Genomic DNA, 21,123 nt, shown 5'->3' with positions numbered 1-21,123 from the left:
GCTAACCAACTGCGCCACAGGGCCTTGTGCTTGAGGCTTTCACCTCATGCGTACCCCCTACGGGATTCGAACCCGCGCTACCGCCTTGAAAGGGCGGCGTCCTAGGCCGCTAGACGAAGGGGGCCGGTGTTCTCCGTGGGGAGCCGGATCAGCTTATGTCACGCGATCCGACAAACACAAATCGCCTGGTCTGTGCCACTGTAGACCATGACCGTGGCACGCCTCCGCCCGTTCGGCGAAACCATCTTTGCCGAGATGTCAGCACTTGCGACCAGGCACAATGCGATCAACCTCGGTCAGGGGTTCCCCGACGCCGATGGCCCGGCGAGCATGCTGGCGGCGGCCCGGCAAGCCATCGCCGACGGCCGCAATCAATACCCACCGGGCATGGGCGTCCCCGCGCTTCGCCACGCGGTCGCCGAGCACCAGGCCCACCGCTACGGCCTGCGCTACGACCCCGACACCGAGGTCCTGGTCACCGTCGGCGCAACCGAGGCCATCGCCGGCGCCGTCGTCGGGCTGGTCGAGCCGGGCGAGCAGGTCGTGCTGATCGAGCCGTACTACGACTCCTACGCGGCGACCGTCGCCATGGCGGGCGCCACCCGGCGCACGGTACCGATGGTGCCCGACGGCGACGGTTTCCGCCTCGACCGGCCACGACTGGCCGAGGCCATCGGACCGATGACGGCCGCGATCATCGTCAACTCGCCGCATAATCCGACCGGCACGGTGTTGCCCGACGACGACTTGGCCGCCATCGCCGAACTCTGCGTCGCCCATGACGTCATCGCCATCTCCGACGAGGTGTACGAACACCTCCTCTTCGACGGCCGCGAAAACCGCTCGATCGCCACGCTGCCGGGCATGCGCGAACGAACCCTGCGGATCTCCAGTGCGGCGAAGACGTTCAACTGCACCGGCTGGAAGGTCGGCTGGGTGTCGGGACCGAAGTCGCTCGTCGACGGTGTCCGGGCGGCCAAGCAGTTCATGTCCTACGTCGGCAGCGGCCCGCTGCAACCCGCCGTCGCGCTGGCACTCGCTGAGGAGCTGGACTGGGTCGACGAATCAGCTGCTGCCTTGCAGCGCAAACGCGACCTCTTGTCGTCGGCGTTGGCCGGCGCCGGTTTCGGGGTGCACCGCAGCGAGGCCACCTACTTCGTGTGCGCAGATCCACGCCCGCTGGGCTTCGACGACGCCGCCCGCTTCTGCCGGGAGATGCCCGCCCGGATCGGGGTGGCCGCCATCCCCGTCAGCGCCTTTGCCGATGATGCCGCACCCTGGCGGCACCTGGTGCGATTCGCCTTCGCGAAGCACGACGACACCCTTGCGCAGGCGGCCGACCGGCTGGCTGCGCTGCGCCGGTAACCCGCAGCGGACTATCGCCTGCCTATGGGCGCTTGGCCACTCCGCCGACGATCTGGAACGATCCCGTCGGCGTCGTGCAGGTCACCGTCGCGTGCTTGCGTGCCGTGCATGTGATCCCGACGACGGAGATCGTGTGGTTGGGATACAGCCGTTTGGCGCCGCCGTAGGTCTCACCGCCGGTCGTGGTCCGCCGCGCGCCGCCGGGGCCGATTTCGACGGCGTCGTACTTCGAGGATTCCGACGCACCCGACGACGGGACCTTCGCGGCGCACCGCACCGTGTAGGTGCGATCCGTGGGGTAGATCCCGCACAGACTCGACTTCGCCGAGGAATACCGCCAGCGGAAGTTTCCGTGCCCACCCGGCGTCGCATACCGGCTCGAGTCGACGGTGACGGTGTCACCGCCCGGGGCGGCCGACGCCGTCGTGGCCGCAGCGGTGGCAAGTGCCGCCGGGACGAGTGCGCCGGCGAGCGCGCCGACCATCAGCCGGGCCATAAGCGAAGGTCGATGCTTCATGGGGCCACCTCGGCTGATCGGGGATGTGCGGGCCGCACGAGTCTACGCGAACCCGTCTGCCGGCGGCGTCATCGGAACCTCTCACGTATTTGCGGATCGGTCTGCCACCAGAGCCCCTGCCGGACCAGATCATCGGCCTCGGCAGCCGCCGAACCCGGCGGGGTCTGCTCGATCTGGGCATCCACCTGCTCCTCCCGCACTCGTTCCTGCGCCCGAAGCCGGCCGAAGACAACCAGGAGGAACGGCAGTCCGACGACGTCGCCCAGGATCCAGAAGACGCCCGCACCAACGGTCTGGTCGGTGCGGATGGACGGCCCCCAGTCACGGCCGAGCGCGGCGTAGAAGTCTGCGGCGATCAGCGGTCCCTGCCACAGGATCACGCCGAGCACGCCGTCGCCAAGGGTTTCGGCGAGCGACGCGAACAAGGTCACGCCCTGCGGGTAGCGGTGCGGCACCGGGTCGAGTTGAAGCCGCGCGTAGAAGTAGCCGAAACCAATGGCCACCAACAGGATTCGGGTGAGCACGTCGACGACCGAACTCACCAGCAACGCGCGATACCACCCGGACAGGTAGATCAGCCACGGCACCGCGAGCAGGGCCATCGAAGACGTCGCCGGGGACGCCAACAGGTGGGCGATGCGGCTCCGCGCGACGGTGCCGAATCGGGCCCGCCCGGTAGCACCCACGGCATCGCGCAGCGCGGTCAGCGGCATACCCAGGGCCAGGCCGAACGGCGCGACCATCAGGATCAGCACGAACTGCAGCGCCCGCACCCAGAACAGGACATCGCTGTACACCCCGACGAACCCGCACGACGCGACGAGCCACACCCCGCAACCGACCACCCCGAACAGCACCGCGCGATAGGCCGGCAGCGGCGATCGGCGCCACACGATGCCGTAGCCGACCAGTACCAGCACGATCAACACCAGTGTCACCGGATCGGCCCGCCACGACGCGAGTGCAGTCTCCAGTGTGAGGGGGGTGGTCAGGGCGTTCACTGCAGCCAGTATGCGCGCGGCGCAGCGTCTTCGTCGCGGGCGCCCGAGTTGCCCGAATCGATGCGCAATCCACGGGTATCCTGCGGTGCCCCCTCTCGGGCTCGAACCGAGGACCTGCGGATTAAAAGTCCGTAGCTCTACCAACTGAGCTAAAGGGGCGGGCGTGCCGGCAGGGTATCCCGGCGGCAACAGGTTCGTAGTGTACCCAACGCCGGAATGACCTTGGCGAGATGTCGCCGGCTACCGCAACCATCGGTGCAATCGTGTGCCATGCTCTAGAGCGTGTTCGAGATTGACCGCCCCAAATTGGAAGGCTCGGTCGCCGTGGGCGACCGGCGCCGCCTCGGCTTCGCACAGTTCGGCAAGCTCACCGCGCGGCCCTACTTCTGGCTGCACGGCACCCCCGGCGCACGCCGCCAGATCCCGCCGGAGGCGCGTCAACTCGCCGTCGACCATGAAATGTGCATCATCGGCCTGGACCGGCCGGGCGTCGGATCGTCGACGCCCTACCGCTATGCCAACGTCCTCGAGTTCACCAGCGACCTACTCACCCTGGCCAACGCTTTGGATATCGAGGATTTCGGCGTCATCGGGCTGTCCGGCGGCGGACCCTACAGTCTCGCCACCGCGTACGCCGCTCCCGAGCGCGTCAAGGTGGTCGGGGTGATGGGCGGTGTCGCACCGGCGGTCGGGCCAGAGGCGATCAGCGGCGGAGCCGTGGAGATCGCGAAGGCGACGGCACCACTGCTGCAAGTCGCCGGCGCGCCCATCGGCAAGGCCCTCAGCACATTACTGTCGGTCTCGCGTCCGGTGGCCGAGCCGGCGATCAGGCTGTACGGGCGGCTATCGCCACAGGGCGACCGGGAATTGCTGGCGCGCCCCGAGTTTCGTGCCATGTTCCTCGACGACTTGCTCCACGGCGGGGCGCGGCGGGGGGGGGGAGGCGAGGGGAGGGGCGGGGGGGGGNNGCACATTACTGTCGGTCTCGCGTCCGGTGGCCGAGCCGGCGATCAGGCTGTACGGGCGGCTATCGCCACAGGGCGACCGGGAATTGCTGGCGCGCCCCGAGTTTCGTGCCATGTTCCTCGACGACTTGCTCCACGGCGGGTCGCGGCGGATGGAGGCACCCTTCGCCGACGCCATTGTGTTCGCCCGCGATTGGGGTTTCCGGGTGGCCGACGTCACCACGCCGGTCCGCTGGTGGCACGGCGACAAGGACCACATCATTCCGTACGCGCACGGCGAATACATGGTTTCGCTGCTGCCCAACGCCAAGCTCATCGAGATGCCGGACGAATCCCACCTCGGCGGTCTCGGCTTCGCCACGCAGATCCTGGCCGAACTCAACTCGGCCTGGGACGAGCAGGACCGGTCTTAACCCGGCGCGGTGCCGGCCAGCCCGGCCGCCAGCCCCAGCGCTACCGCCATCACCGCGACCTCGACGGCGGCATGGCGCAGGGAGTCACCCGCGTCGACGCGGTGCGCCCGCGCCCGCGGGACCCAGCGTCGACGATGGGCGGCGGCGAGACCGGCCAGCCCGAGTAGGGCGAGGGCCTTCGCCGACACCACCCGGCCGTAGCCGCTGGTCCACCACACCGATAGGCCCGGCCCGCCGAAAGCGTCCACGTTCACCACCGCGGCGACGACGCCGCTGACCACCAGTAGCACCACCGCCCACAGCGCGGTTGCCGAGAAGCGGGGCAGTGCGCTCGCCCACCCGGCCCGGCCGCGCACCGTCACGGCCAGCGCTGCCAGTGTCCCGCACCACCATGCGGCGGCGATTGTGTGTGCCCCCACGACGACCGGGCCGAGGGCGGTCACGCCGGCATGACCGCCCACGGCGACGGCGGTGAGCCCGACTCCGGCGGCGCCGGCCACGACCGTCGGCGGCATATCGATTCGGGCGGTCAGCCGGCCCAGCGCCCACAACACCACCGCAAGCGCGCACCCCACGCCGATCAACTCCCCCGGATGCGCCGACCACGCACCGGCGAACTCCGTCACCGTCACGCGTGCGGGCGACACCCCCGCACGCTCAGCGGTCCCCAGCCAGACGATGCCGACAGCGGCGATGAACCACACGACGGCGCTTACGCCGATCACCCGCGCCGACGGCGCGACACCGAGCCGTTCAATCGAGCCCAGGCCGACCAACAGCACCGAGGCCCCCAGGGCCACCGCCCGCAGCCAGACCGACGGCGGCGGCCCCGCCGCCCCGGCAAGAGCGAGCGCGAGGCCGGCGCCGACGGCCAGCGCGACCAGGGTGCCCAGCCCGGCCACCCACCTCGCCGGATCAGCTTCGGCGCGCTTTGCCACCCGCCCCGCCCCGGGTGAACCATGCGATGACGCCGGCGGCGACCAGCAGGATCAGCGCCGCGCCGACGAGAAACGGCCATACCGGCGACCCGCCGGCCGACGACTCGTCGACGGCCTCACCCGGGGTTCCGGTACCTGCCACGGTCAACCGGAACGTCCGCTGGCCGGTCACCGGATGCCCATCGGCCGATGTGACGCGGAAGTTCACCTGGTAGACACCGACCGGCCCGAGGGGGCGCAGCGGAACGCTGAGCACTTTGCCCTTGACCGCCGGATCACCCGCATGCCAGAAGTGCCGATCGGGTCCGACGACGCTGGCCGTGGCGAACTCGCTCTGCAGCGGTTCGTTGAAGGTGATCTCCACCGCGGCCGGCGCCACCGCCACCGCTGCGCCGTCGGCCGGGTTCGACGAGAGAATTCGCGAGTGGGCCGCCGCGACCCCGCTCCCCATCACCGAGCCGGCGACAACAACGAAAAGCACCAACAGCAAGCCGGCAACACCGGTGGCGCGCACTGGTTTACGCATGCCCATTCTCCTCTTCGAGTCGATTCTCATCGTTCGGAGCCGACTTGCGGCCTCGTGCCGCGGCCGCCCCGATGGCGACCCCGGCGGCTCCGGCGAGCAGGCCCAGCCCACCCAGCCAGCGGGCCGGGTGATCGGTTGCCGCGGCCGCAACCGGCGGTGCGGCGTTGATTGTCGGCGCCGGATGCTCCGGCTCGTCAGCCCCGGCGGTGGACCGCTGATCCCAGGCCGCCGTCGTCCCGTCTGCGTAGCGCTGGACGGCCGGCAGCACCACCTCGCCGGCGAACGGCCCACCGGCGACACTGAACTCGGCGAACTGGTCTACCGGTATGCCCGGCGTGCCCGGGGCTGCGGCCCACCGGATTTCGGTGACCGCGCCATCGGCGTTCTTCGTCACCTGGGATACCCAACCAGGCTTACTCTCCGGCAGCAGGTGCTTGACGCCGGGAAATGCGACGGTGAACCCGGTCGTGGCCGCAGTATCCGATTCGTTCGGCACCATGAAGGTGACGACTCCGAACCCGTTCGCGCCCATCCCGGCGGTCCGGGCGACGACGTGGGCATCGGCGACTCCCGCCCCGACGATCGGGACGAGGGCAAGACCGGCTGCGACGGAAATGGCGAGAGCTGTACGGGTTAAACGGGCAGAAGTGATTGTCATGGTAATGCTGGTCCTCCATGGTTGATGGCGGGGCACCGGCTCCAACGCGGAACGGGTGAAACGGGCAGTCGCTACCGGTGCACCGGCGGTGCGCGCGGAGCGCTCCCCGCACCGGCGACGGCGAGTCCCGGCCGCCACCCGTCGCCGAACAAGCGCGCCTCCCCGACTGCCACTGCGGCTGGACCCGAGGTGAGCACGGTCAGCACCGCGGTGATCAATGCAGCACACCGCGCCACCACGACCAGCAGCGCGGCGCTGACCGGAACGGCCACCGCATGCCAGGCCAGCACGCCGGTGAGATGCGCAGAGTGCCCACCAACGACGTCGCCGACACCGGCGGCGGGGTGTCCGAAGAGTTGACCGACGGCCAGCACTACCGCCGCGCGAATCGGGGAGACCCGCTGCCCGGACCGGGCGACGACCGCGGCCAACGCTGCGCCGAGCGCGACGCACAACACGATTCCCGCCGAGCCGGGAGCCGACCCGGTGGCAATGCCGTGTGCGGTCAGCGCCAATCCGGGTACTGCCACCGCGACGCCGGCCCGCGATACCGATTCGGGATGCGCGGACATGGAGCAAAGCATCCCACACTGTCCGCCCCACCCCCGACTACGCTGCAAACGTGAGCGCCAACCGCACCGCGAAGTCCACCGCCTCAATCGCCGGCCACGGATTCGTCCGGGTCAGCGCCGCCGTGCCCGTGGTCTATCTGGCCGATCCGGCTGCCAATGCCCGGCAGACCGTCGACCTGTTGACGGCGGCGGCCGACGACGGCGCAGCGGTCATCGTCTTCCCCGAACTCGGACTGACCGGCTACAGCGTCGACGACCTGGTCCAGCAGGACGCCCTCCTCGACGCCGCACTCACGGCGCTGGACGCTGTGCGGGGGGCGACGACCGGGCGCTCCGCGCTCGTCTGTGTCGGCGTGCCGCTGCGCATCGGCGACGGCTTGTACAACACCGCAGCCGTACTGCACGACGGCGAACTCTTGGGCATCGTGCCCAAGTCCTATCTCCCGAACTATCGCGAGTTCTACGAGCAGCGACTGTTCGCCGCCGCCCGCGACGCCCCCGTCGACGAGGCGACGGTGTTGGGGCGCCGGGTCCCGTTCGGCGCGGACCTGCTGTTCGAGGCCGACGACGTGCCGGGACTGGTCCTGCACGTCGAGATTTGTGAGGACGGCTGGGTGCCGATCCCCCCGTCGACGTGGGCGGCGCTGGCCGGGGCGACCGTGCTGGTCAACCTCTCCGGCTCGCCGGTCACGATCGGCAAGGAGTCGTACCGGCGCGAACTGTCCGCGGCCACCTCGGCGCGCAACGTCGCGGCCCACGTCTACGTCGCCTCCGGGTTCGGTGAATCCACCACCGACCTCGCCTGGGACGGTGACGCCCTGATCACCGAGAACGGCACCCTACTGGCCCGCACCACCCCGTTCGCCACCCACAGCCAAACGATCACCGCCGACGTCGACCTAGACCGTCTGCGCCAGGAACGGGCACGGATGATCAGCCTGCGCGATCAGGTCGGCGACTACGCCGATCGGCTCCGCATGGTGCGCCGTATCCCGGTCACCATCGGTGCCCGGCGCGACCATCCGCCGCTGCGCCGGACCGTGGCCCGGTTCCCCTTTGTGCCGCCCACCGGACCCGACCGCGACACCCGCTGCCGCGAGGTGGGCAATATCCAGGTGCAGGGCCTGACCCAGCGGCTACGGTCCAGCGGCATCGAGCGCATCGTCATCGGCGTTTCTGGCGGTCTGGACTCCACCCTGGCTCTGCTCGTGGCCGTCGACGCGTTCGACCGGCTGCGTCTGCCGCGAACCAATATCCTCGCCTACACGATGCCCGGCTTCGCCACCGGCGACGCGACGCGGGGCCGGGCGCTGGACCTCATGGGCTCGCTCGGGGTGACTGGAGCCGAGACGGACATCCGGCCCGCGTGCCGCCAGATGCTCGCCGACCTCGATCACCCGGTCGCGGCCGGCGCGGAGGTCTACGACACCACGTTCGAGAATGTGCAGGCCGGGCAGCGAACGTCGTTGCTGTTCCGGTTGGCGAACGAGCACGGTGCGCTCGTGCTGGGCACCGGGGATCTCTCCGAGCTCGCCCTCGGCTGGTGCACCTACGGTGTCGGCGACCAGATGTCGCACTACAACGTCAACGGGTCGGTGCCGAAGACCCTGATCCGCCACCTCATCCGGTGGATGATCACCACCGAACTGCACGATGCGCGGACCGCTGCGGTGCTGAGCGAGGTCGTCGACGATGTCATCTCGCCCGAGCTCATTCCTCCCGGCGCGGACGGTGCGATCCAGAGCACCGAGGACACCGTCGGGCCTTACGAGCTGCACGACTTCTACCTCTACTACCTGACTCGCTTCGGCTACCGGCCGCGCAAGATCGCCTTCCTGGCCCAGCAGGCCTGGTCGGGCACGTACGACGACGATACGATCCGGCACTGGTTGACCGTGTTCCTCACCCGGTTCATGGCCAACCAGTTCAAACGCTCTGCCATGCCCAACGGGCCCAAGGTCGGCTCCGGTGGTTCACTCTCGCCGCGGGGCGACTGGCGCTCACCGTCGGACGCCTCGGTGCAACCCTGGCTCGACGACCTGGGCTAGTCAGTCGCCTGGTCAGATCGGCAGCTCGTTGGCGAGGTCGAGGAAGTCTGCGCGGGTCGTCTTGTGGTCGGTACGCCCGACCCCGAGCACGATCAGCGCCAGCTTCGGGTCGTCGAACTTGAGGTAGCCCTCGTTCTTGGCGGTGTACCAGAAGCCGGAACCGTGGTTCCACCGCAATGCCTCCGAATCGCGGGTGATCCGGCTCAGGTAGCCGTCGACGGCATCCTTCGACGAGAACCACATCGCGTGCAGGGCCACGGTCAGGTTGGCGCCGCAGACGAGCCGGTACCGCATCCCAATCGTCCCGGCCCCGTGTTCGGACGGCCCCAACTCATTGCGGCCGGGCCGGATCTGCCAGTTACAGTGCAGCGCCCGCCACGGTCCGTCAACCTTCGGCGCCGCGGGCAGCACCTTGGGCAGCATGGCGACCAGCGGCGCGCCGACCCCCCACCCGTCGCCGGCCGTCACGACGACCGGCTCACTCAGCGGTGACGGAACGCCGTTGGTGCTGGCCTGGACCCGATAGGTGTGCCGGCCCTTGGTGACCGTCGCGTCGACGCCGCGCGGTTGCGGGCCGGTGTAGACCACCTGGTCGTCGCGCAACAAGACATAGGTGTCGGCCCGGTCAACGGGTGGCCATTGCACGTTGACCTGCCCCACCCCGACGGTTGCGCGTAACGCCGACGGCGCTGGCGGCGCCGACGGTCCCGGCGACAGCAGGCGCACGCCGGCGTACACGACGAGCGCCGTCACCAGCGCGGCACCCGCCACCGCAGCGGTCCGCCACGAAAGGCTCTTCCTCACATCGGCAACCTTTCCGCCAGTCGCACGGCATCCTCGACGGTTCCCTTGCCCACGCACACCTCGACCACCGTCAGCGCACGCCTTTCGCCGTCGAAATCGATTCCCGCGCACCGGGTGTCGTTCATCGTGTATCGATGGACCGACCCCCGATTACCCTGCGCCGAGGTGAACGAACGCCCCGCGGTGTGGTGCAGGAGTGTCGGTTTGGCGGCGGCAAGACCCTGCGGATCGTTGGGGAAGCCGTAGATCGTGAACGCGAAGTCGACGGTGATGTCGTCGACCTTCTGGCAGGTGATGGTCTCCTGCGAGGTCTGATCGAAATAGACCGGCCCGTTGGCCCAGCAGCCCACCTGGTCAAAGCCGTTGGTGCTCAACGGGGATGCGGGCACGAGGTCGGGATAGAGGTCGGCGATCCACTGCGCCTGGCGCCAGGATGCAAACACCGTCGCCGAGCTCGACTTCAGCGAGAAGCGCGATGGGAGTGCGCCGGGGCTGCGGGCCGAAACCGAGTACTGGTAGACGCCCGGGAGCGGCAGCGGGTCGCGGAAGGCGGTGGCCGGCCCGACGTATACCTCGGTTTCGCCGCGCTTGAGCACATACTCGGTGGCACCGTCGATCGGCTGCCAGTCGACGTCGACGGCGTACTTGGTGATCGTCGTATCCGGCCGGTCCGGGGTCGCCAGCGCCGCGGCCGAGTTCTGCCACATCCCAGTCAGCGCGCCCACTACCGCGGCGGCCACCAGCGCGCCGCCGGCAAGCGCGATGCGGCGGCCGCGTGAACCGCGCCGCCGACCGTGGGGCCCGCTCGGCACCGGCGGCCAACTCGGTGGCGAGCCACCCAACACCCGCGGTGGCGAGCCGCCCAACACCTCCGGTGGCGAGCCACCCAACACCCGCGGTGGCGAGCCGCCCAACACCTCCGGTGGCGAGCCACCCAACACCCGCGGTGGCGAGCCACCCAACATCTCCGGCGGCGATTCGCCGATGAGGGTCCGCACGCCGGTCTCCTCATGCAGCGCCGACAGTACCGCCCGCGCGAATTCACCCGCGCTGCCATACCGCTGAGCCGGGTCTTTGGCCATGGCGACGGCCAGCACGGCGTCGATTCCGTACGGCAATCCGCGATTGCGCTCGTGCGCCGACGGCACCGGCGCGAACATGTGTGCGGCCATCACCCCGCTCAGGCTGTCCGCGGTGAACGGCGGTGTTCCGGTCAGCAGCTCGAAGGTCGTCGCCGCCAGCGAGTACACATCACTGCGCGCATCGACGGCCCCACCGCTGATCTGCTCGGGCGAGGCGTACCGCATCGTCCCCACTGCCATCCCGGTCCCCGTCAGACCACCGCCGTCCTCAATCGCCCGAGCGATGCCGAAATCGCCCAGCTTGACCGCGCCGGCCTCTCCGGGGGTGATGAGGATGTTCGCCGGCTTGACGTCCCGATGGGTCACCCCATGCCGATGCGCGGCGTCCAGTCCCGCCGCCACACCGGCGATGATCCCACTGGCCTGCTCGCGGCTCAGCCCGCCGGGATGTTTCCGCAACAGTTTCGCCACGTCGGTGCCCGGCACCCACTCCATCGCGATCCACAACGAATCGCCGATCTCTCCCCGGTCGCCGATCTCTCCCCGGTCATAGACTCGCACGATGTTGGGGTGTGCGATCGGGGCGATCAGGTCCGCCTCTCGTTCGAATCGGCGGCGTACCGCATCGTCGGCAAGGTGCGCCGTCCGCAACACCTTTACCGCATCGGTACGGGGCAGCCTCGGGTGCTGGGCCTGGTAAACCTCGCCCATTCCGCCCGCGCCCAACACACCGACCACCCGGTAGCCCGCGATCTCATCGCCCACCTGGTACACGCGCGCCCCTCCCGGCCTAAATATCGCGATCTCGCCCCCTCGGAGTGTATGCGCTGTCCGATACGATGCAGCGATGCCGCCAACCGAGGTGACCCCCCGTTTCACCGCCGCCGAACTCGACCGCGCGTTCGCCGGCTTCCAGGCCACTGTCGCGGAGGTCGCGCAGACCCACGATTGGGACAAATGGGCCGACCAATTCACTGAGGACGCCGACTATGTCGAGCACGCCATGGGCACCTTCAAGGGCCGTGAAGCGATCCGCGCGTGGGTCAACAAGACTATGCATGCGTTCCCCGGCAGCCATATGACCGGGTATCCGTCGCTGTGGCATGTCACCGACCCGTCGACGTCGCGGGTGATCTTCGAGGTGGACAACCCCATGCGGGATCCGGGGGACGGAACCCTCATCACCGCGACCAACATCACGATCCTCACCTACGCCGGCGCCGGCCTGTGGAGCCGTGAGGAAGACGTATACAACCCCCTGCTATTCGGTCGGGCGGCAATGAAATGGTGCCAGAAGGCCACTGAGCTCGGCACCATCGACGCCCCCGCCCAGCAGTGGATGGACACCGTCGGGAAGATGTTCGACCGCCGATAGCCTCGGCGCAGGCGCCAAACGCGCCTGCCCGGAGTGACTTGGGTCGATGCTGGCCGTGCCGTAGGCTTGGTGGCGAATATGTCCGAGCCAAGTGCTCGGCCGACCCTAAAGCACTTCGGAGGTTCCAGAATATGGCACGCGTACTCACGCAGCTCGAGCTGCTAAGCGAACTCGCTCCGGTTGCCGAAGACAACGTCAACCGGCACATCAAGCAGGCCCGCGACTGGAATCCTCACGACTACATTCCGTGGGACGAGGGCCGGAACTATGCGGCGCTCGGCGGTTCCGACTACGACCCCGAGCAGTCACAGCTCGACGAGGTCGCCAAAGCCGCGATGATCACCAACCTCCTCACCGAGGACAACCTGCCGTCTTACCACCGCGTCATCGCCGACAACTTCTCGATGGACTCCGCCTGGGGGCATTGGGTTGGCCGGTGGACCGCCGAGGAGAACCGTCACGGCATCGCCATGCGCGACTACCTCGTCGTGACGCGCGGCGTCGACCCCGTCGCCCTCGAAGAGGCGCGAATGATCCACATGACCAACGGCTATGACCCGGTACTGGTCGCGGCAGATCGCATGGAGGACCTGACCAACGAGTACGGGGACCTCGATGAGGTCGGCCTGCTGCACTCGGTCGCCTACGTCACCTTCCAAGAGTTGGCCACCCGCGTCAGCCACCGCAACACCGGCAAGGCCTGCGACGATCCGATCGCCGACCGCATGCTGCAGCGCATCGCCGCCGACGAGAACCTGCACATGGTCTTCTACCGCAACATCTGCGGCGCCGGGATGGATCTTTCCCCCGACCAGACCTTGCGGGCCGTCACCGACATCGTCACCAACTTCCAGATGCCGGGTATGGGCATGCCGAACTTCCGCCGGCACGGTGTGCTGATGGCCAAGCACGGCATCTACGATCTGCGCCAGCACCTCGAAGAAGTTGTCATGCCGGTCCTGCGCAAATGGGATGTGTTCGGTCGCACCGACTTCGGCCCCGAGGGCGAGAAGACCCGCGAGGAGCTCTCGGCATTCCTCGAGCAGCTCGACAAGGACGCGACCCGGTTCGAGGAGATGCGCGATCGTTCGCTGGCCCGCGAAGCGGCGAAGCGGGAGAAGCAGGCGTCCTGACCGCCGGCGTCATCGACAGTTCCACCCTGCGGATCGGCCCCTTTCGGGTCGATCCGCCGGTGGTTTTGGCCCCGATGGCAGGGGTCACCAATCGGGCGTATCGGCGCCTGTGCCGCGAGTTCGGCAGCGCTGACGCCATCTACGTCTGCGAGATGATCACCGCGCGGGCGATCGTGGAGCGCAACGAGAAGACGTTGCACATGATGAGTTTCGACGACGACGAGTCGCCCCGCTCCATGCAACTCTACGGCGTGGACCCGGTCAACCTGGGCGAGGCCGTGCGGATCGTCGCCGGCGAAGGCTGGGCCGACCACATCGACCTGAACCTGGGCTGCCCGGTCCCCAAGGTAACCAAGCTCGGCGGCGGTGCTGCCCTGCCCTATAAGCGCGCCTTACTGGCCCGGATCGTCGACGCGATGGTCACCGCAGCGCAACCGTACGGAGTACCCGTCACCCTAAAATTCCGCAAAGGCATCGACGACGACCACCTCACCTTCCGGGACACCGGCCGAATCGCCGAAGAGGGCGGCGTGGCGGCGATCGCCCTGCATGCGCGCACCGCGGCGCAGCGCTATTCGGGCCAGGCGGATTGGGATTCGATCGCTGAGCTCAAGGCGGCCGTGACGACGATCCCGGTACTGGGCAACGGTGACATTTTCAGCGCCGACGACGCGGTGGCAATGATGGCGCACACCGGTTGCGACGGTGTCGTCGTGGGCCGCGGGTGCCTGGGACGGCCGTGGCTGTTCGCCGAGTTGGCGGCCGCCCTGCGCGGCGAACCGCTCCCCACCCCGCCGCGATTGGGCGAGGTCGGCGCAATCATGCACCGCCACGCCACTCTCCTCGCCGAACACCACGGCGAAGAGCGCGGGCTTCGGGACCTGCGCAAACACATGGCTTGGTACCTCATGGGATTCCCAGTTGGCGGGGACCTGCGGCGCAGTTTCGCAGCGATCTCGACCGTCGCCGAGCTTGCTGGTCTGATCGCGCAGCTCGACCCCGACGTGCCGTTTCCCGTCGACGCCGGCGGGCCGCGCGGCCGCCAGGGATCACCGGGCAAGGTGTCGCTGCCCTACGGCTGGCTCGACGATCCACAGGACATCACCGTCCCGCGGGGCGCCGACGTGATGCACTCGGGCGGCTGACCGGCACGGTCCGATAACGCCACTGTGACGCGGCGCTTTGGTTTGCGTCACAGTCCGGCGGCGACTCTGCAAGCTCTCAGGTGCTGTCGGTACCATGAAAAGCCGGTATGTGGCGCGTGTGCGTCCAGGAACGTGAAGGAAAACCGTTGAGCCAGCAGCCCCCGGGCGACGGATGGATTGGTGCGGCCGGATCGGCTGAGCCGGATCCCAACGTCTTGCGCGAGCCCGCGATGCGGGATCGCTATGTGCGCGCCCGGTCCCGGCTCACCGTTCGCGAGCTGATGGACCAGCTCGATGCGACGCCGCGCCAGCCACAACCGCACCCCGATCACCCCACGGCCCAATGGTTGGACCAGAGCCAACCGGTCTATCGGACCGTCGACGACGGTGGTCCGATCTCTGACGAAGTCACCCAGCGCATCCCCGTCGTGCGCCGCCGCAGCAACGCTCCGGTCGACCTCTCCGCCACTGCCACCAACCGGCGCGTCCGCACCGAGTCGCGCCACCAGGCGCTGCAACGCACCCCCGACCCGGTCGACATGGTGGTCAAGAAGGGGCGATCCGGCCGCAGCCGTCGTGAACTCCTCGCCCGTGATGCGCGCGTCGTCGGCCGCGTTGCCGCGACGGCGGCCTGCGTCATCGCCCTCGTGGGCACGGGGACGGCCTGGGCGATGAACGGCTCGGTCAACAACTCGTGGCGCACCGTCTCAGCCATCGATGGCAACGACCACAACATCAAGGGCAAGCAGGACCAGTACGGCGACGAGAACTACCTCATCGTCGGCACGGACACGCGGGCGGGAAAGAACTCGAAGTTCGGCGCCGGCGATGCCGCCGAGACCGAGGGGTCCCGCTCGGACACCATCATCCTGATCAACATCCCGGCGAACCGCAGTCGTGTCGTCGCGGTGTCGTTTCCGCGCGACTTGGCCGTCGACCACCCCGAATGCGAGGGCTTCAACGATCAGACGGGTGCGTATACCGGCGAATGGGTGCCCGCCACCGACGATGTCAAACTCAACTCGGTGTACGCGATAGGCGGGCCGAAATGCCTGGTCAAGACGATCACAAAGATCAGTGGCCTAAACATCAACCACTTCATCGGCATGGACTTCGTCGCCTTCCGCAAGATCGTCGACACCGTCGGCGGCGTGTGGGTCTGCTCGACGACTCCGCTCTACGACTACGAAGTCGGCACCGTGTTACCCAAGGCCGGCCGCCAGAAGCTCAACGGCCGCAAGGCGCTCAAGTATGTCCGCGCCCGCACGATCTCCACCGAGGGCAACGGCGACTACGGCCGGATCAAGCGCCAGCAACTGTTCATGTCCTCGCTGCTGCGCTCAACGCTCTCGAGCAACGTGTTGTCCAACCCGGCCAAACTCAACCGGGTGGCCCGCACGTTCACCAGCAACGCCTATGTCGACAATGTGAACACCGAGTCGCTGCTGAACCTCGCGGACTCGATGCGCGGCATCGACGCCGGGCGCGTCACCTTCATCACCATCCCGACCTCGGGTACCAGCCAGGACGGGCAGAACAACGAGATCCCGCGCAACGACGACATCCAGGCACTGTTCAGCGCGATCATCAACGACGAGCCGCTGCCCGGCGAAAAGCCGAAGCCGAAACCCACCAAGGCCGACGCCAAGAACGATCAGCACGCGCCGGCTCCGTCGACGCCGAGCAAGGTCAACGCGCTGGCGATGACACCGTCGAACGTCGGCGTCCGCATCCTCAACGGCACAAACACCTCGGGATTGGCCTCCCATGCCAGCGAGCAACTGACCCCGAAGGGATTCGAGGTGCGCGGCATCGCGGACTCGAGCGAGAAGGTCGACACGACAATCGTCCGCTACGGACCCGGTGAGCGCGACGCGGCAGCCACCGTCGCACGGATGTTCCCGGGCGCGAAGATCCAATCCGACCGGACGGTCAAGTCGGGCGTCGAACTGATCCTCGGAGACGATTACACGACCTCGTCGACGCTGAAGTCCTACGCGACTCCGGGTACGACGATCAGCGCCGATCAACTGCCGCCCCGCGTCGTCGAGGCGAACCTGCCCAGCGACCTCTCGGTCACCAACGCCGGCGACGCCACCTGCGAATAGGACGCGTCGACCGGCAGCACCAGCGGTCACAGTAGGGTGAATCCATGCGGAAACGGTCCGACAAGGAAAGCGCATACCAGGAACAGGTAGCCGCGCTCAACGGGACGCTCGGCCAGATGTGCGAATTGGCCGGCAATGCGATGGACCGCGCCACCCAGGCGCTCCTGCAGGCAAACCTGCCGGTCGCCGAGGAAGTGATCACCGACCACGACCAGATGATCGAGTTGTCGGCCAAAGCCGAGAAGCGGGCGTTCGCCCTCCTCGCCCAGCAGGCGCCCATGCCTGCCGACCTGCGCGCCACGGTGACCGGGTTCCAGATCGTGGCCAACGTCGACCGCATGGGCGCGCTCGCCCTGCACGTCGCGAAGGTCGCGCGGCGCCGGCATCCGAACAAGGCGCTGCCCGAGGAAGTCGACGGCTACTTCGCCGAAATGGGTCGCCTGGCCGTCAAACTCGCCCATGCCGCCCGCGAAGTGCTCGAATCGCAGGATCCCCAGCATGCACTTCAACTCGAAGAAGACGACGATGCGATGGACGATCTGCACCGACATCTGTTCTCGGTTCTCATGGATCGCGAGTGGAAGCACGGCGTCGCCGCCGCCGTCGACGTGACCCTTCTCGGGCGCTACTACGAGCGTTTCGCCGATCACGCTGTGCTGATCGGCCGGCGCGTCGTCTTTCAGACCACCGGTATGACGCCGCAGCAACTGATCGACACAACCTAACCGCCGTAGGCGACGTCGGCCCGGAATCGCTCGAATCCCAGGTTCTCATACATGCGCAGGGCAGCGGTGTTGTCTCCCTCGACATACAGGCTGACCACCGGAACCCGATCTGCCAGGTAGTGCAGTCCGGCCAGCGTCAGGTGGCGGCCCAGTCCGCGGCCGTGGGCAGACGGGTCGACCCCGACGATGTAGACCTCACCGAGCCCGGGACCGTGGATCTTCGTCCAGTGGAAGCCGAGTAGCTGCTCCGCACCCGCCGCGCGCGGCTCCCACGCCAGAAACAGCCCCGCCGGGTCGAACCAGGCCGCCGCGGTCTGCTCGGCAAGCTGCCCGGCAGACCAGCCACCCTGTTCCGGGTGCCAGTCGAAGGCCGCATTGTTGACTCGCAGAATCTCCGCGTCATCGGCGGCGCCGGCATAGGTGCGCAGCGCGATGTCGGCCCGCTCGGTCAGCGGTGGTAGCGGGTTGCCGGATCCGAGGCCGCGCCGCAGCTGAAGCAGCTCGCGCCGGGCGTGCAGGCCAAGTCTGGTCGCCACCGCCCGCGCCGCGGGCAGATCGCCGTGCGCCCACACGGTGGCACCCGGACCACCGGACTCGAGCGCCCGCGCGATCAGTTCAGCACCGATACCGCGGCGCCGCTCCGCCGGGGCGACGACGGCCTCGACCGTGGCCGGCTCACCGTCGCGTCCCGGCAGCACCGAGGCGTAGCCCACCGGCGATCCCCCCTGGACCGCCAGAAGGTGCGAGACGGTGGGCCGCGAACTGCCCAGAAGGGCAACCGGCGCCTCCCCCAGGGCCTCTACCCCATCGCCTACGAGCGCTGCGGTGAGCATCGCCCGAACGGCCCGCTGCTCCTCGTCGGACAATTGCTGCGGCTCGACGATCTGGGTCACCCTCGACCTTCCCGACCGCGGCTACGGTGCGGCAGTCTGTCCGTCGAGTATCTCATCAGCACCGAGGTCGTCGTCGGACTCCGCACCCCGGCCACGCGCCGGGCGCACCGCTTTGTAGCCAACGTTGCGGACCGTGCCGATGAGCGCCTCGTGGTCGGGACCAAGCTTGGCGCGCAACCGTCGCACGTGCACGTCGACGGTGCGGGTGCCACCGAAATAGTCATACCCCCAGACTTCGTGCAGCAGTTGCGCTCGCGTGAACACGCGCCCGACGTGCGCAACGAGGTACTTGAGCAGTTCGAACTCTTTGTAGGTCAGATCCATCGGCTTGCCGCGCAGGCGTGCGGTGTACGTCTCTTCGTCGATGGAGACGGCGCCGAGGACCAGGGTCGACCCGGCCTCCTCCGCTCGCGGGGGGATGCGGCGCGCGGTTAACATCCGCAACCTGGCGTCGAGCTCCGCCGGCCCGGTGTCGGCCAGCAGAAAATCGTCGAGGCTCCACTCCGCGTTGACCGCGATCAGGCCGCCTTCGGTGAGGACGGCCACCACGGGAACCGCCGCGGTGCTGGCGAGCAGGCGGCACAGATTGCGCGCAGCGGCCAGGTCGGTGCGTGCGTCGACGAGTACCGCGTGCGCAGACTCGGTGGTGAGGAGCGCCGACACATCGGCCGGCGCATCCCGCACGGTGTGCGCCAACAGTGCCAGTGAGGGCAGGACCGAACCGGGATCTGGGTGGGAGGTCAGGAGCAAGATGTCCATCATGCACTCCGCATCTAATGTCAGGTCGCGGAGCCGAGAATGGCAGCGACGGCGGTCGGGCGCCGACGAAGGCGCCCGCACTGACAACGGCGGCAGCGGGGTCGGATGTAAGAATAACGCTGATGACACCCGCAGTTCACATCGCTGACTCTCCACGTCGTCGACGATTCGCCGTCGCGGCCGTCGCTGTGCTGGTCATCGCCTTGTTCGGCGGCTTGGTGACAGTCGACACGGTGCGCGCGGCACACAGCGAGCGCAGGTTGGCGACGGCGCTGCTCGCATCGCCGCGGATCACCTACGAACCGGAGGTGACGCTGGGCGGATTCCCCTTTTCGACATACGCCCGCCGCGGCGACTTCCCCGGTCTGGTGATCACTGCGCGCGGTGTGGCCATCGCCGGCCCGGCTGATCTGCGCGACGTGCCGCAGACCTGTGCCACGACCCGGTGCTACGCCGAGATCGGAATCCGCGCCGCGTCGGTGCGCGCCAGCACGGCAGACCGGTGGCACGGCGGAAGTCCCATCGAGGTCACCGGCGTCGATGCCTATGCGAAGCTCGATTCGGTCAACCTCGGCCGGCTGCTCGACATCACCGACCTCGCCGTCAACACCCCGGCGCCGACGAACAAGGCGGGTGGTGGCGGCCCCGGCGACGGACTTCTCGAACGGACCTCGGGGGTGCTACTCACCGGCACCGTATCGCTGCCGCCGCGTCGCCCGAGCCCGCGTACCGACGGGCGCTACCCGCCGTCGGCGCACGAGTTCGCCGGCACCCATGCCAAGGTGAGTGTCACCGTCGATCTGTCCGTGGTCGAGGGCGATCTCGTCATCGTCGCGACCGGCTTCTATCTCGGGCCCGAGGAACATGCCGACGGCACGGTACCCGCCGAGTTCGAGCGGGCGGTGCTGGCGCGCTTCAGTGCCCGCGTGCCGTACCCGAGACTGCCGTGGGGCATTCCGCCGACCACGGCCAACAGCGCCGGCAGCGACATCGTCATCAGCGGAACAGCTCCCGCGATGACCGTTGCCCCGGACCAGTTCTGAACATCGCAGCGCGCTGTTGTATCGTCGATGGCATGCAATCAGGCCGAGAGCTCATGCTCACTCGCCGCTACGCGATCGACTTCTGTCGTTTCGCGGCCTGTTGCTGTCGCTAGCCGGTGGTCGCCCACGCGCCACCACCTGACGATGGCGGCAGCGGATTCTTCTCCAGACCTCTCGTGCTCCCCGAAGCCCCTTCTCGGGCTTGATCGACACGGCCGTCATCACCCCGGAACCTCCCGTTCCACTCCCCCATTGATTTCCAACCATGTGAAAGGGAACCACCATGGCACGCAACGATGTCCTGGTCAGCGCCGATTGGGCTGAGCAGAACCTCAACACCGAGGGGATCGTCTTCGTCGAGGTCGACGAAGACACCTCCGCCTATGACGGCGGGCACATCCCCGGCGCCGTGAAGCTCGACTGGAGGCAGGACCTGCAGGATTCGCCGCGCCGCGACTTCCTCAACGCCGAGCAATTCGGAAAGCTCCTCTCCGAGCGCGGCATCGCCAACGACGACACCGTCGTCCTGTACGGCGGAAACAACAACTGGTTCGCGGCCTACGCCTACTGGTACTTCAAGATCTACGGCCACCAGAATGTGAAGCTGATCGACGGCGGTCGCAAGAAGTGGGAGCTCGATGGCCGTCCGCTGAGCGCTGATACCGTCACGCGCCCGGCAACCACCTATGTCGCGAAGCCCGCCGACACCAGCATTCGCGCGTTCCGCGACGAGGTCATCGCGGCCATCGGCATCAAGAACCTGGTCGACGTCCGTAGCCCTGACGAGTTCAGCGGCAAGATCTCGGCGCCCGCCCACCTTCCCCAGGAGCAGGCGCAGCAGCGCGGCCACGTGCCCGGCGCGATCAACATCCCGTGGTCGACCACCGCGAATGAGGATGGCACCTTCAAATCGGACGACGAGCTCACCGCGCTGTACGCCGACAAGGGTTTCGACGACAGCATCGACACCATTGCCTATTGCCGCATCGGCGAGCGCTCGAGCCACACCTGGTTTGTCCTCACCGAACTGCTGGGCAAGAAGAACGTCAAGAA

19 protein-coding genes, 2 tRNA genes and 2 pseudogenes are annotated in these 21,123 nt (G+C 68.2%); 11 read left to right on the top strand and 12 right to left on the bottom strand.

All coding sequences use genetic code 11. The features are described 5' to 3' along the window. Positions 1 to 51: 51 nt before the first annotated feature. Positions 52 to 124: transfer RNA gene (locus B4M62_RS11160), tRNA-Glu, on the bottom strand. Positions 125 to 207: 83 nt separating this feature from the next. Here B4M62_RS11160 and B4M62_RS11155 point away from each other — a divergent pair. Continuing rightward, entirely contained in the window at positions 208 to 1,365 is a 1,158-nt protein-coding gene (locus B4M62_RS11155) for a pyridoxal phosphate-dependent aminotransferase (RefSeq protein ID WP_290707681.1), read from the top strand. Between the two features lie 22 nt (positions 1,366 to 1,387). On the opposite strand, the gene B4M62_RS11150 is transcribed toward B4M62_RS11155, so the two are convergent. The 3 genes from B4M62_RS11150 to B4M62_RS11140 all read right to left on the bottom strand — a co-directional run bounded on the left by B4M62_RS11150 (position 1,388) and on the right by B4M62_RS11140 (position 3,042). Continuing rightward, on the bottom strand, positions 1,388 to 1,882 hold the full coding sequence (locus B4M62_RS11150) for a hypothetical protein (protein ID WP_290707679.1): 495 nt from the start codon (positions 1,880 to 1,882) through the stop codon (positions 1,388 to 1,390). A 68-nt stretch (positions 1,883 to 1,950) separates the two neighbouring features. Then, positions 1,951 to 2,892 carry a cytochrome c oxidase assembly protein gene (locus B4M62_RS11145; RefSeq protein WP_422653575.1) on the bottom strand — a complete coding sequence of 314 codons (942 nt, stop codon included), beginning with the start codon at positions 2,890 to 2,892 and terminating at the stop codon, positions 1,951 to 1,953. Positions 2,893 to 2,969: 77 nt separating this feature from the next. Next, positions 2,970 to 3,042, bottom strand: a tRNA-Lys gene (locus B4M62_RS11140). A gap of 123 nt (positions 3,043 to 3,165) precedes the next feature. On the opposite strand from B4M62_RS11140, the pseudogene B4M62_RS11135 reads away from it, so the two are divergent. Together B4M62_RS11135 and B4M62_RS11130 are read left to right on the top strand one after the other, a co-directional pair. Continuing rightward, positions 3,166 to 3,816 (top strand): annotated as a pseudogene (locus B4M62_RS11135) (alpha/beta fold hydrolase); the annotation flags it as partial. Positions 3,817 to 3,859: 43 nt separating this feature from the next. Further along, a pseudogene (locus tag B4M62_RS11130) lies at positions 3,860 to 4,261 on the top strand (alpha/beta fold hydrolase); the annotation flags it as partial. Here B4M62_RS11130 and B4M62_RS11125 read toward each other — a convergent pair. From B4M62_RS11125 to B4M62_RS11110, 4 genes are all read right to left on the bottom strand, one after another. Further along, positions 4,258 to 5,199, bottom strand: a complete 942-nt coding sequence (locus B4M62_RS11125) for a CopD family protein (protein WP_290707675.1) — start codon at positions 5,197 to 5,199, stop codon at positions 4,258 to 4,260. The pseudogene B4M62_RS11130 and the gene B4M62_RS11125 sit on opposite strands and share 4 nt — an antisense overlap. Further along, a complete protein-coding gene (locus tag B4M62_RS11120) occupies positions 5,177 to 5,725 on the bottom strand; it encodes a copper resistance CopC family protein (RefSeq protein ID WP_290707673.1) in 549 nt (182 codons plus the stop codon). Before B4M62_RS11120 ends, B4M62_RS11125 begins: the two co-directional genes overlap by 23 nt. Next, complete coding sequence (locus B4M62_RS11115; RefSeq protein WP_290707671.1) at positions 5,718 to 6,383, bottom strand: YcnI family protein; 666 nt, start codon at positions 6,381 to 6,383, stop codon at positions 5,718 to 5,720. Before B4M62_RS11115 ends, B4M62_RS11120 begins: the two co-directional genes overlap by 8 nt. A 71-nt stretch (positions 6,384 to 6,454) precedes the next feature. Further along, complete coding sequence (locus B4M62_RS11110) at positions 6,455 to 6,955, bottom strand: hypothetical protein (RefSeq protein WP_290707669.1); 501 nt, start codon at positions 6,953 to 6,955, stop codon at positions 6,455 to 6,457. 50 nt (positions 6,956 to 7,005) lie between these two features. On the opposite strand from B4M62_RS11110, the gene B4M62_RS11105 reads away from it, so the two are divergent. Further along, positions 7,006 to 9,003, top strand: coding sequence for an NAD(+) synthase (locus B4M62_RS11105; RefSeq protein WP_290707667.1), 1,998 nt, complete (start codon positions 7,006 to 7,008; stop codon positions 9,001 to 9,003). 12 nt (positions 9,004 to 9,015) lie between these two features. Here B4M62_RS11105 and B4M62_RS11100 read toward each other — a convergent pair whose 3' ends face one another. Both B4M62_RS11100 and B4M62_RS11095 read right to left on the bottom strand, forming a co-directional pair. Then, entirely contained in the window at positions 9,016 to 9,807 is a 792-nt protein-coding gene (locus B4M62_RS11100) for a hypothetical protein (protein ID WP_290707665.1), read from the bottom strand. Continuing rightward, positions 9,804 to 11,663, bottom strand: coding sequence for a serine/threonine-protein kinase (locus tag B4M62_RS11095; protein ID WP_290707664.1), 1,860 nt, complete (start codon positions 11,661 to 11,663; stop codon positions 9,804 to 9,806). Before B4M62_RS11095 ends, B4M62_RS11100 begins: the two co-directional genes overlap by 4 nt. Positions 11,664 to 11,736: 73 nt before the next feature. Here B4M62_RS11095 and B4M62_RS11090 point away from each other — a divergent pair, with 73 nt between their 5' ends. The 5 genes from B4M62_RS11090 to phoU all read left to right on the top strand — a co-directional run bounded on the left by B4M62_RS11090 (position 11,737) and on the right by phoU (position 17,375). Next, complete coding sequence (locus B4M62_RS11090; RefSeq protein ID WP_290707662.1) at positions 11,737 to 12,264, top strand: nuclear transport factor 2 family protein; 528 nt, start codon at positions 11,737 to 11,739, stop codon at positions 12,262 to 12,264. Between the two features lie 131 nt (positions 12,265 to 12,395). Next, a complete protein-coding gene (locus B4M62_RS11085; RefSeq protein WP_290707661.1) occupies positions 12,396 to 13,397 on the top strand; it encodes an acyl-ACP desaturase in 1,002 nt (333 codons plus the stop codon). Positions 13,398 to 13,423: 26 nt separating this feature from the next. Then, positions 13,424 to 14,542 carry a tRNA dihydrouridine synthase DusB gene (gene dusB / locus B4M62_RS11080; RefSeq protein WP_290707725.1) on the top strand — a complete coding sequence of 373 codons (1,119 nt, stop codon included), beginning with the start codon at positions 13,424 to 13,426 and terminating at the stop codon, positions 14,540 to 14,542. 230 nt (positions 14,543 to 14,772) lie between these two features. Further along, positions 14,773 to 16,650, top strand: coding sequence for an LCP family protein (locus B4M62_RS11075; protein ID WP_290707723.1), 1,878 nt, complete (start codon positions 14,773 to 14,775; stop codon positions 16,648 to 16,650). A gap of 44 nt (positions 16,651 to 16,694) precedes the next feature. After that, positions 16,695 to 17,375, top strand: coding sequence for a phosphate signaling complex protein PhoU (gene phoU, locus B4M62_RS11070; RefSeq protein ID WP_290707658.1), 681 nt, complete (start codon positions 16,695 to 16,697; stop codon positions 17,373 to 17,375). Here the strand turns inward: phoU and mshD are convergent. Both mshD and B4M62_RS11060 read right to left on the bottom strand, forming a co-directional pair. Then, the gene (mshD, locus tag B4M62_RS11065) at positions 17,372 to 18,268 is read right to left on the bottom strand and encodes a mycothiol synthase (RefSeq protein WP_290707656.1); all 897 of its coding nucleotides are present in this window, start codon (positions 18,266 to 18,268) and stop codon (positions 17,372 to 17,374) included. The two genes, phoU and mshD, sit on opposite strands and share 4 nt — an antisense overlap. A gap of 21 nt (positions 18,269 to 18,289) precedes the next feature. Continuing rightward, a complete protein-coding gene (locus tag B4M62_RS11060; protein WP_290707721.1) occupies positions 18,290 to 19,027 on the bottom strand; it encodes a response regulator transcription factor in 738 nt (245 codons plus the stop codon). Between the two features lie 122 nt (positions 19,028 to 19,149). Between B4M62_RS11060 and B4M62_RS11055 the strand changes: the two genes are divergently transcribed. Together B4M62_RS11055 and B4M62_RS11050 are read left to right on the top strand one after the other, a co-directional pair. Next, the gene (locus tag B4M62_RS11055; RefSeq protein WP_290707654.1) at positions 19,150 to 20,070 is read left to right on the top strand and encodes a DUF2993 domain-containing protein; all 921 of its coding nucleotides are present in this window, start codon (positions 19,150 to 19,152) and stop codon (positions 20,068 to 20,070) included. 283 nt (positions 20,071 to 20,353) lie between these two features. Further along, positions 20,354 to 21,123: sulfurtransferase (locus tag B4M62_RS11050; RefSeq protein ID WP_290707652.1), on the top strand; the 770-nt coding region annotated here is incomplete at its 3' end.

This window comes from Gordonia sp. UBA5067, from assembly GCF_002414845.1.
Taxonomy (GTDB): domain Bacteria; phylum Actinomycetota; class Actinomycetes; order Mycobacteriales; family Mycobacteriaceae; genus Gordonia; species Gordonia defluvii.
This window is presented reverse-complemented; position numbering and strand designations above follow the sequence as displayed.

Excerpts from the sequence above, each read along its gene's own strand:
- B4M62_RS11110 (WP_290707669.1), bottom strand. The coding sequence starts at position 6,955 with ATGTCCGCGCATCCCGAATCGGTATCGCGGGCCGGCGTCGCGGTGGCA.
- phoU (WP_290707658.1), top strand. The coding sequence starts at position 16,695 with ATGCGGAAACGGTCCGACAAGGAAAGCGCATACCAGGAACAGGTAGCC.
- B4M62_RS11060 (WP_290707721.1), bottom strand. The coding sequence starts at position 19,027 with ATGGACATCTTGCTCCTGACCTCCCACCCAGATCCCGGTTCGGTCCTG.
- B4M62_RS11115 (WP_290707671.1), bottom strand. The coding sequence starts at position 6,383 with ATGACAATCACTTCTGCCCGTTTAACCCGTACAGCTCTCGCCATTTCC.
- B4M62_RS11055 (WP_290707654.1), top strand. The coding sequence starts at position 19,150 with ATGACACCCGCAGTTCACATCGCTGACTCTCCACGTCGTCGACGATTC.
- B4M62_RS11150 (WP_290707679.1), bottom strand. The coding sequence starts at position 1,882 with ATGAAGCATCGACCTTCGCTTATGGCCCGGCTGATGGTCGGCGCGCTC.
- B4M62_RS11120 (WP_290707673.1), bottom strand. The coding sequence starts at position 5,725 with ATGCGTAAACCAGTGCGCGCCACCGGTGTTGCCGGCTTGCTGTTGGTG.
- B4M62_RS11155 (WP_290707681.1), top strand. The coding sequence starts at position 208 with ATGACCGTGGCACGCCTCCGCCCGTTCGGCGAAACCATCTTTGCCGAG.
- B4M62_RS11090 (WP_290707662.1), top strand. The coding sequence starts at position 11,737 with ATGCCGCCAACCGAGGTGACCCCCCGTTTCACCGCCGCCGAACTCGAC.
- B4M62_RS11075 (WP_290707723.1), top strand. The coding sequence starts at position 14,773 with ATGCGGGATCGCTATGTGCGCGCCCGGTCCCGGCTCACCGTTCGCGAG.
- B4M62_RS11085 (WP_290707661.1), top strand. The coding sequence starts at position 12,396 with ATGGCACGCGTACTCACGCAGCTCGAGCTGCTAAGCGAACTCGCTCCG.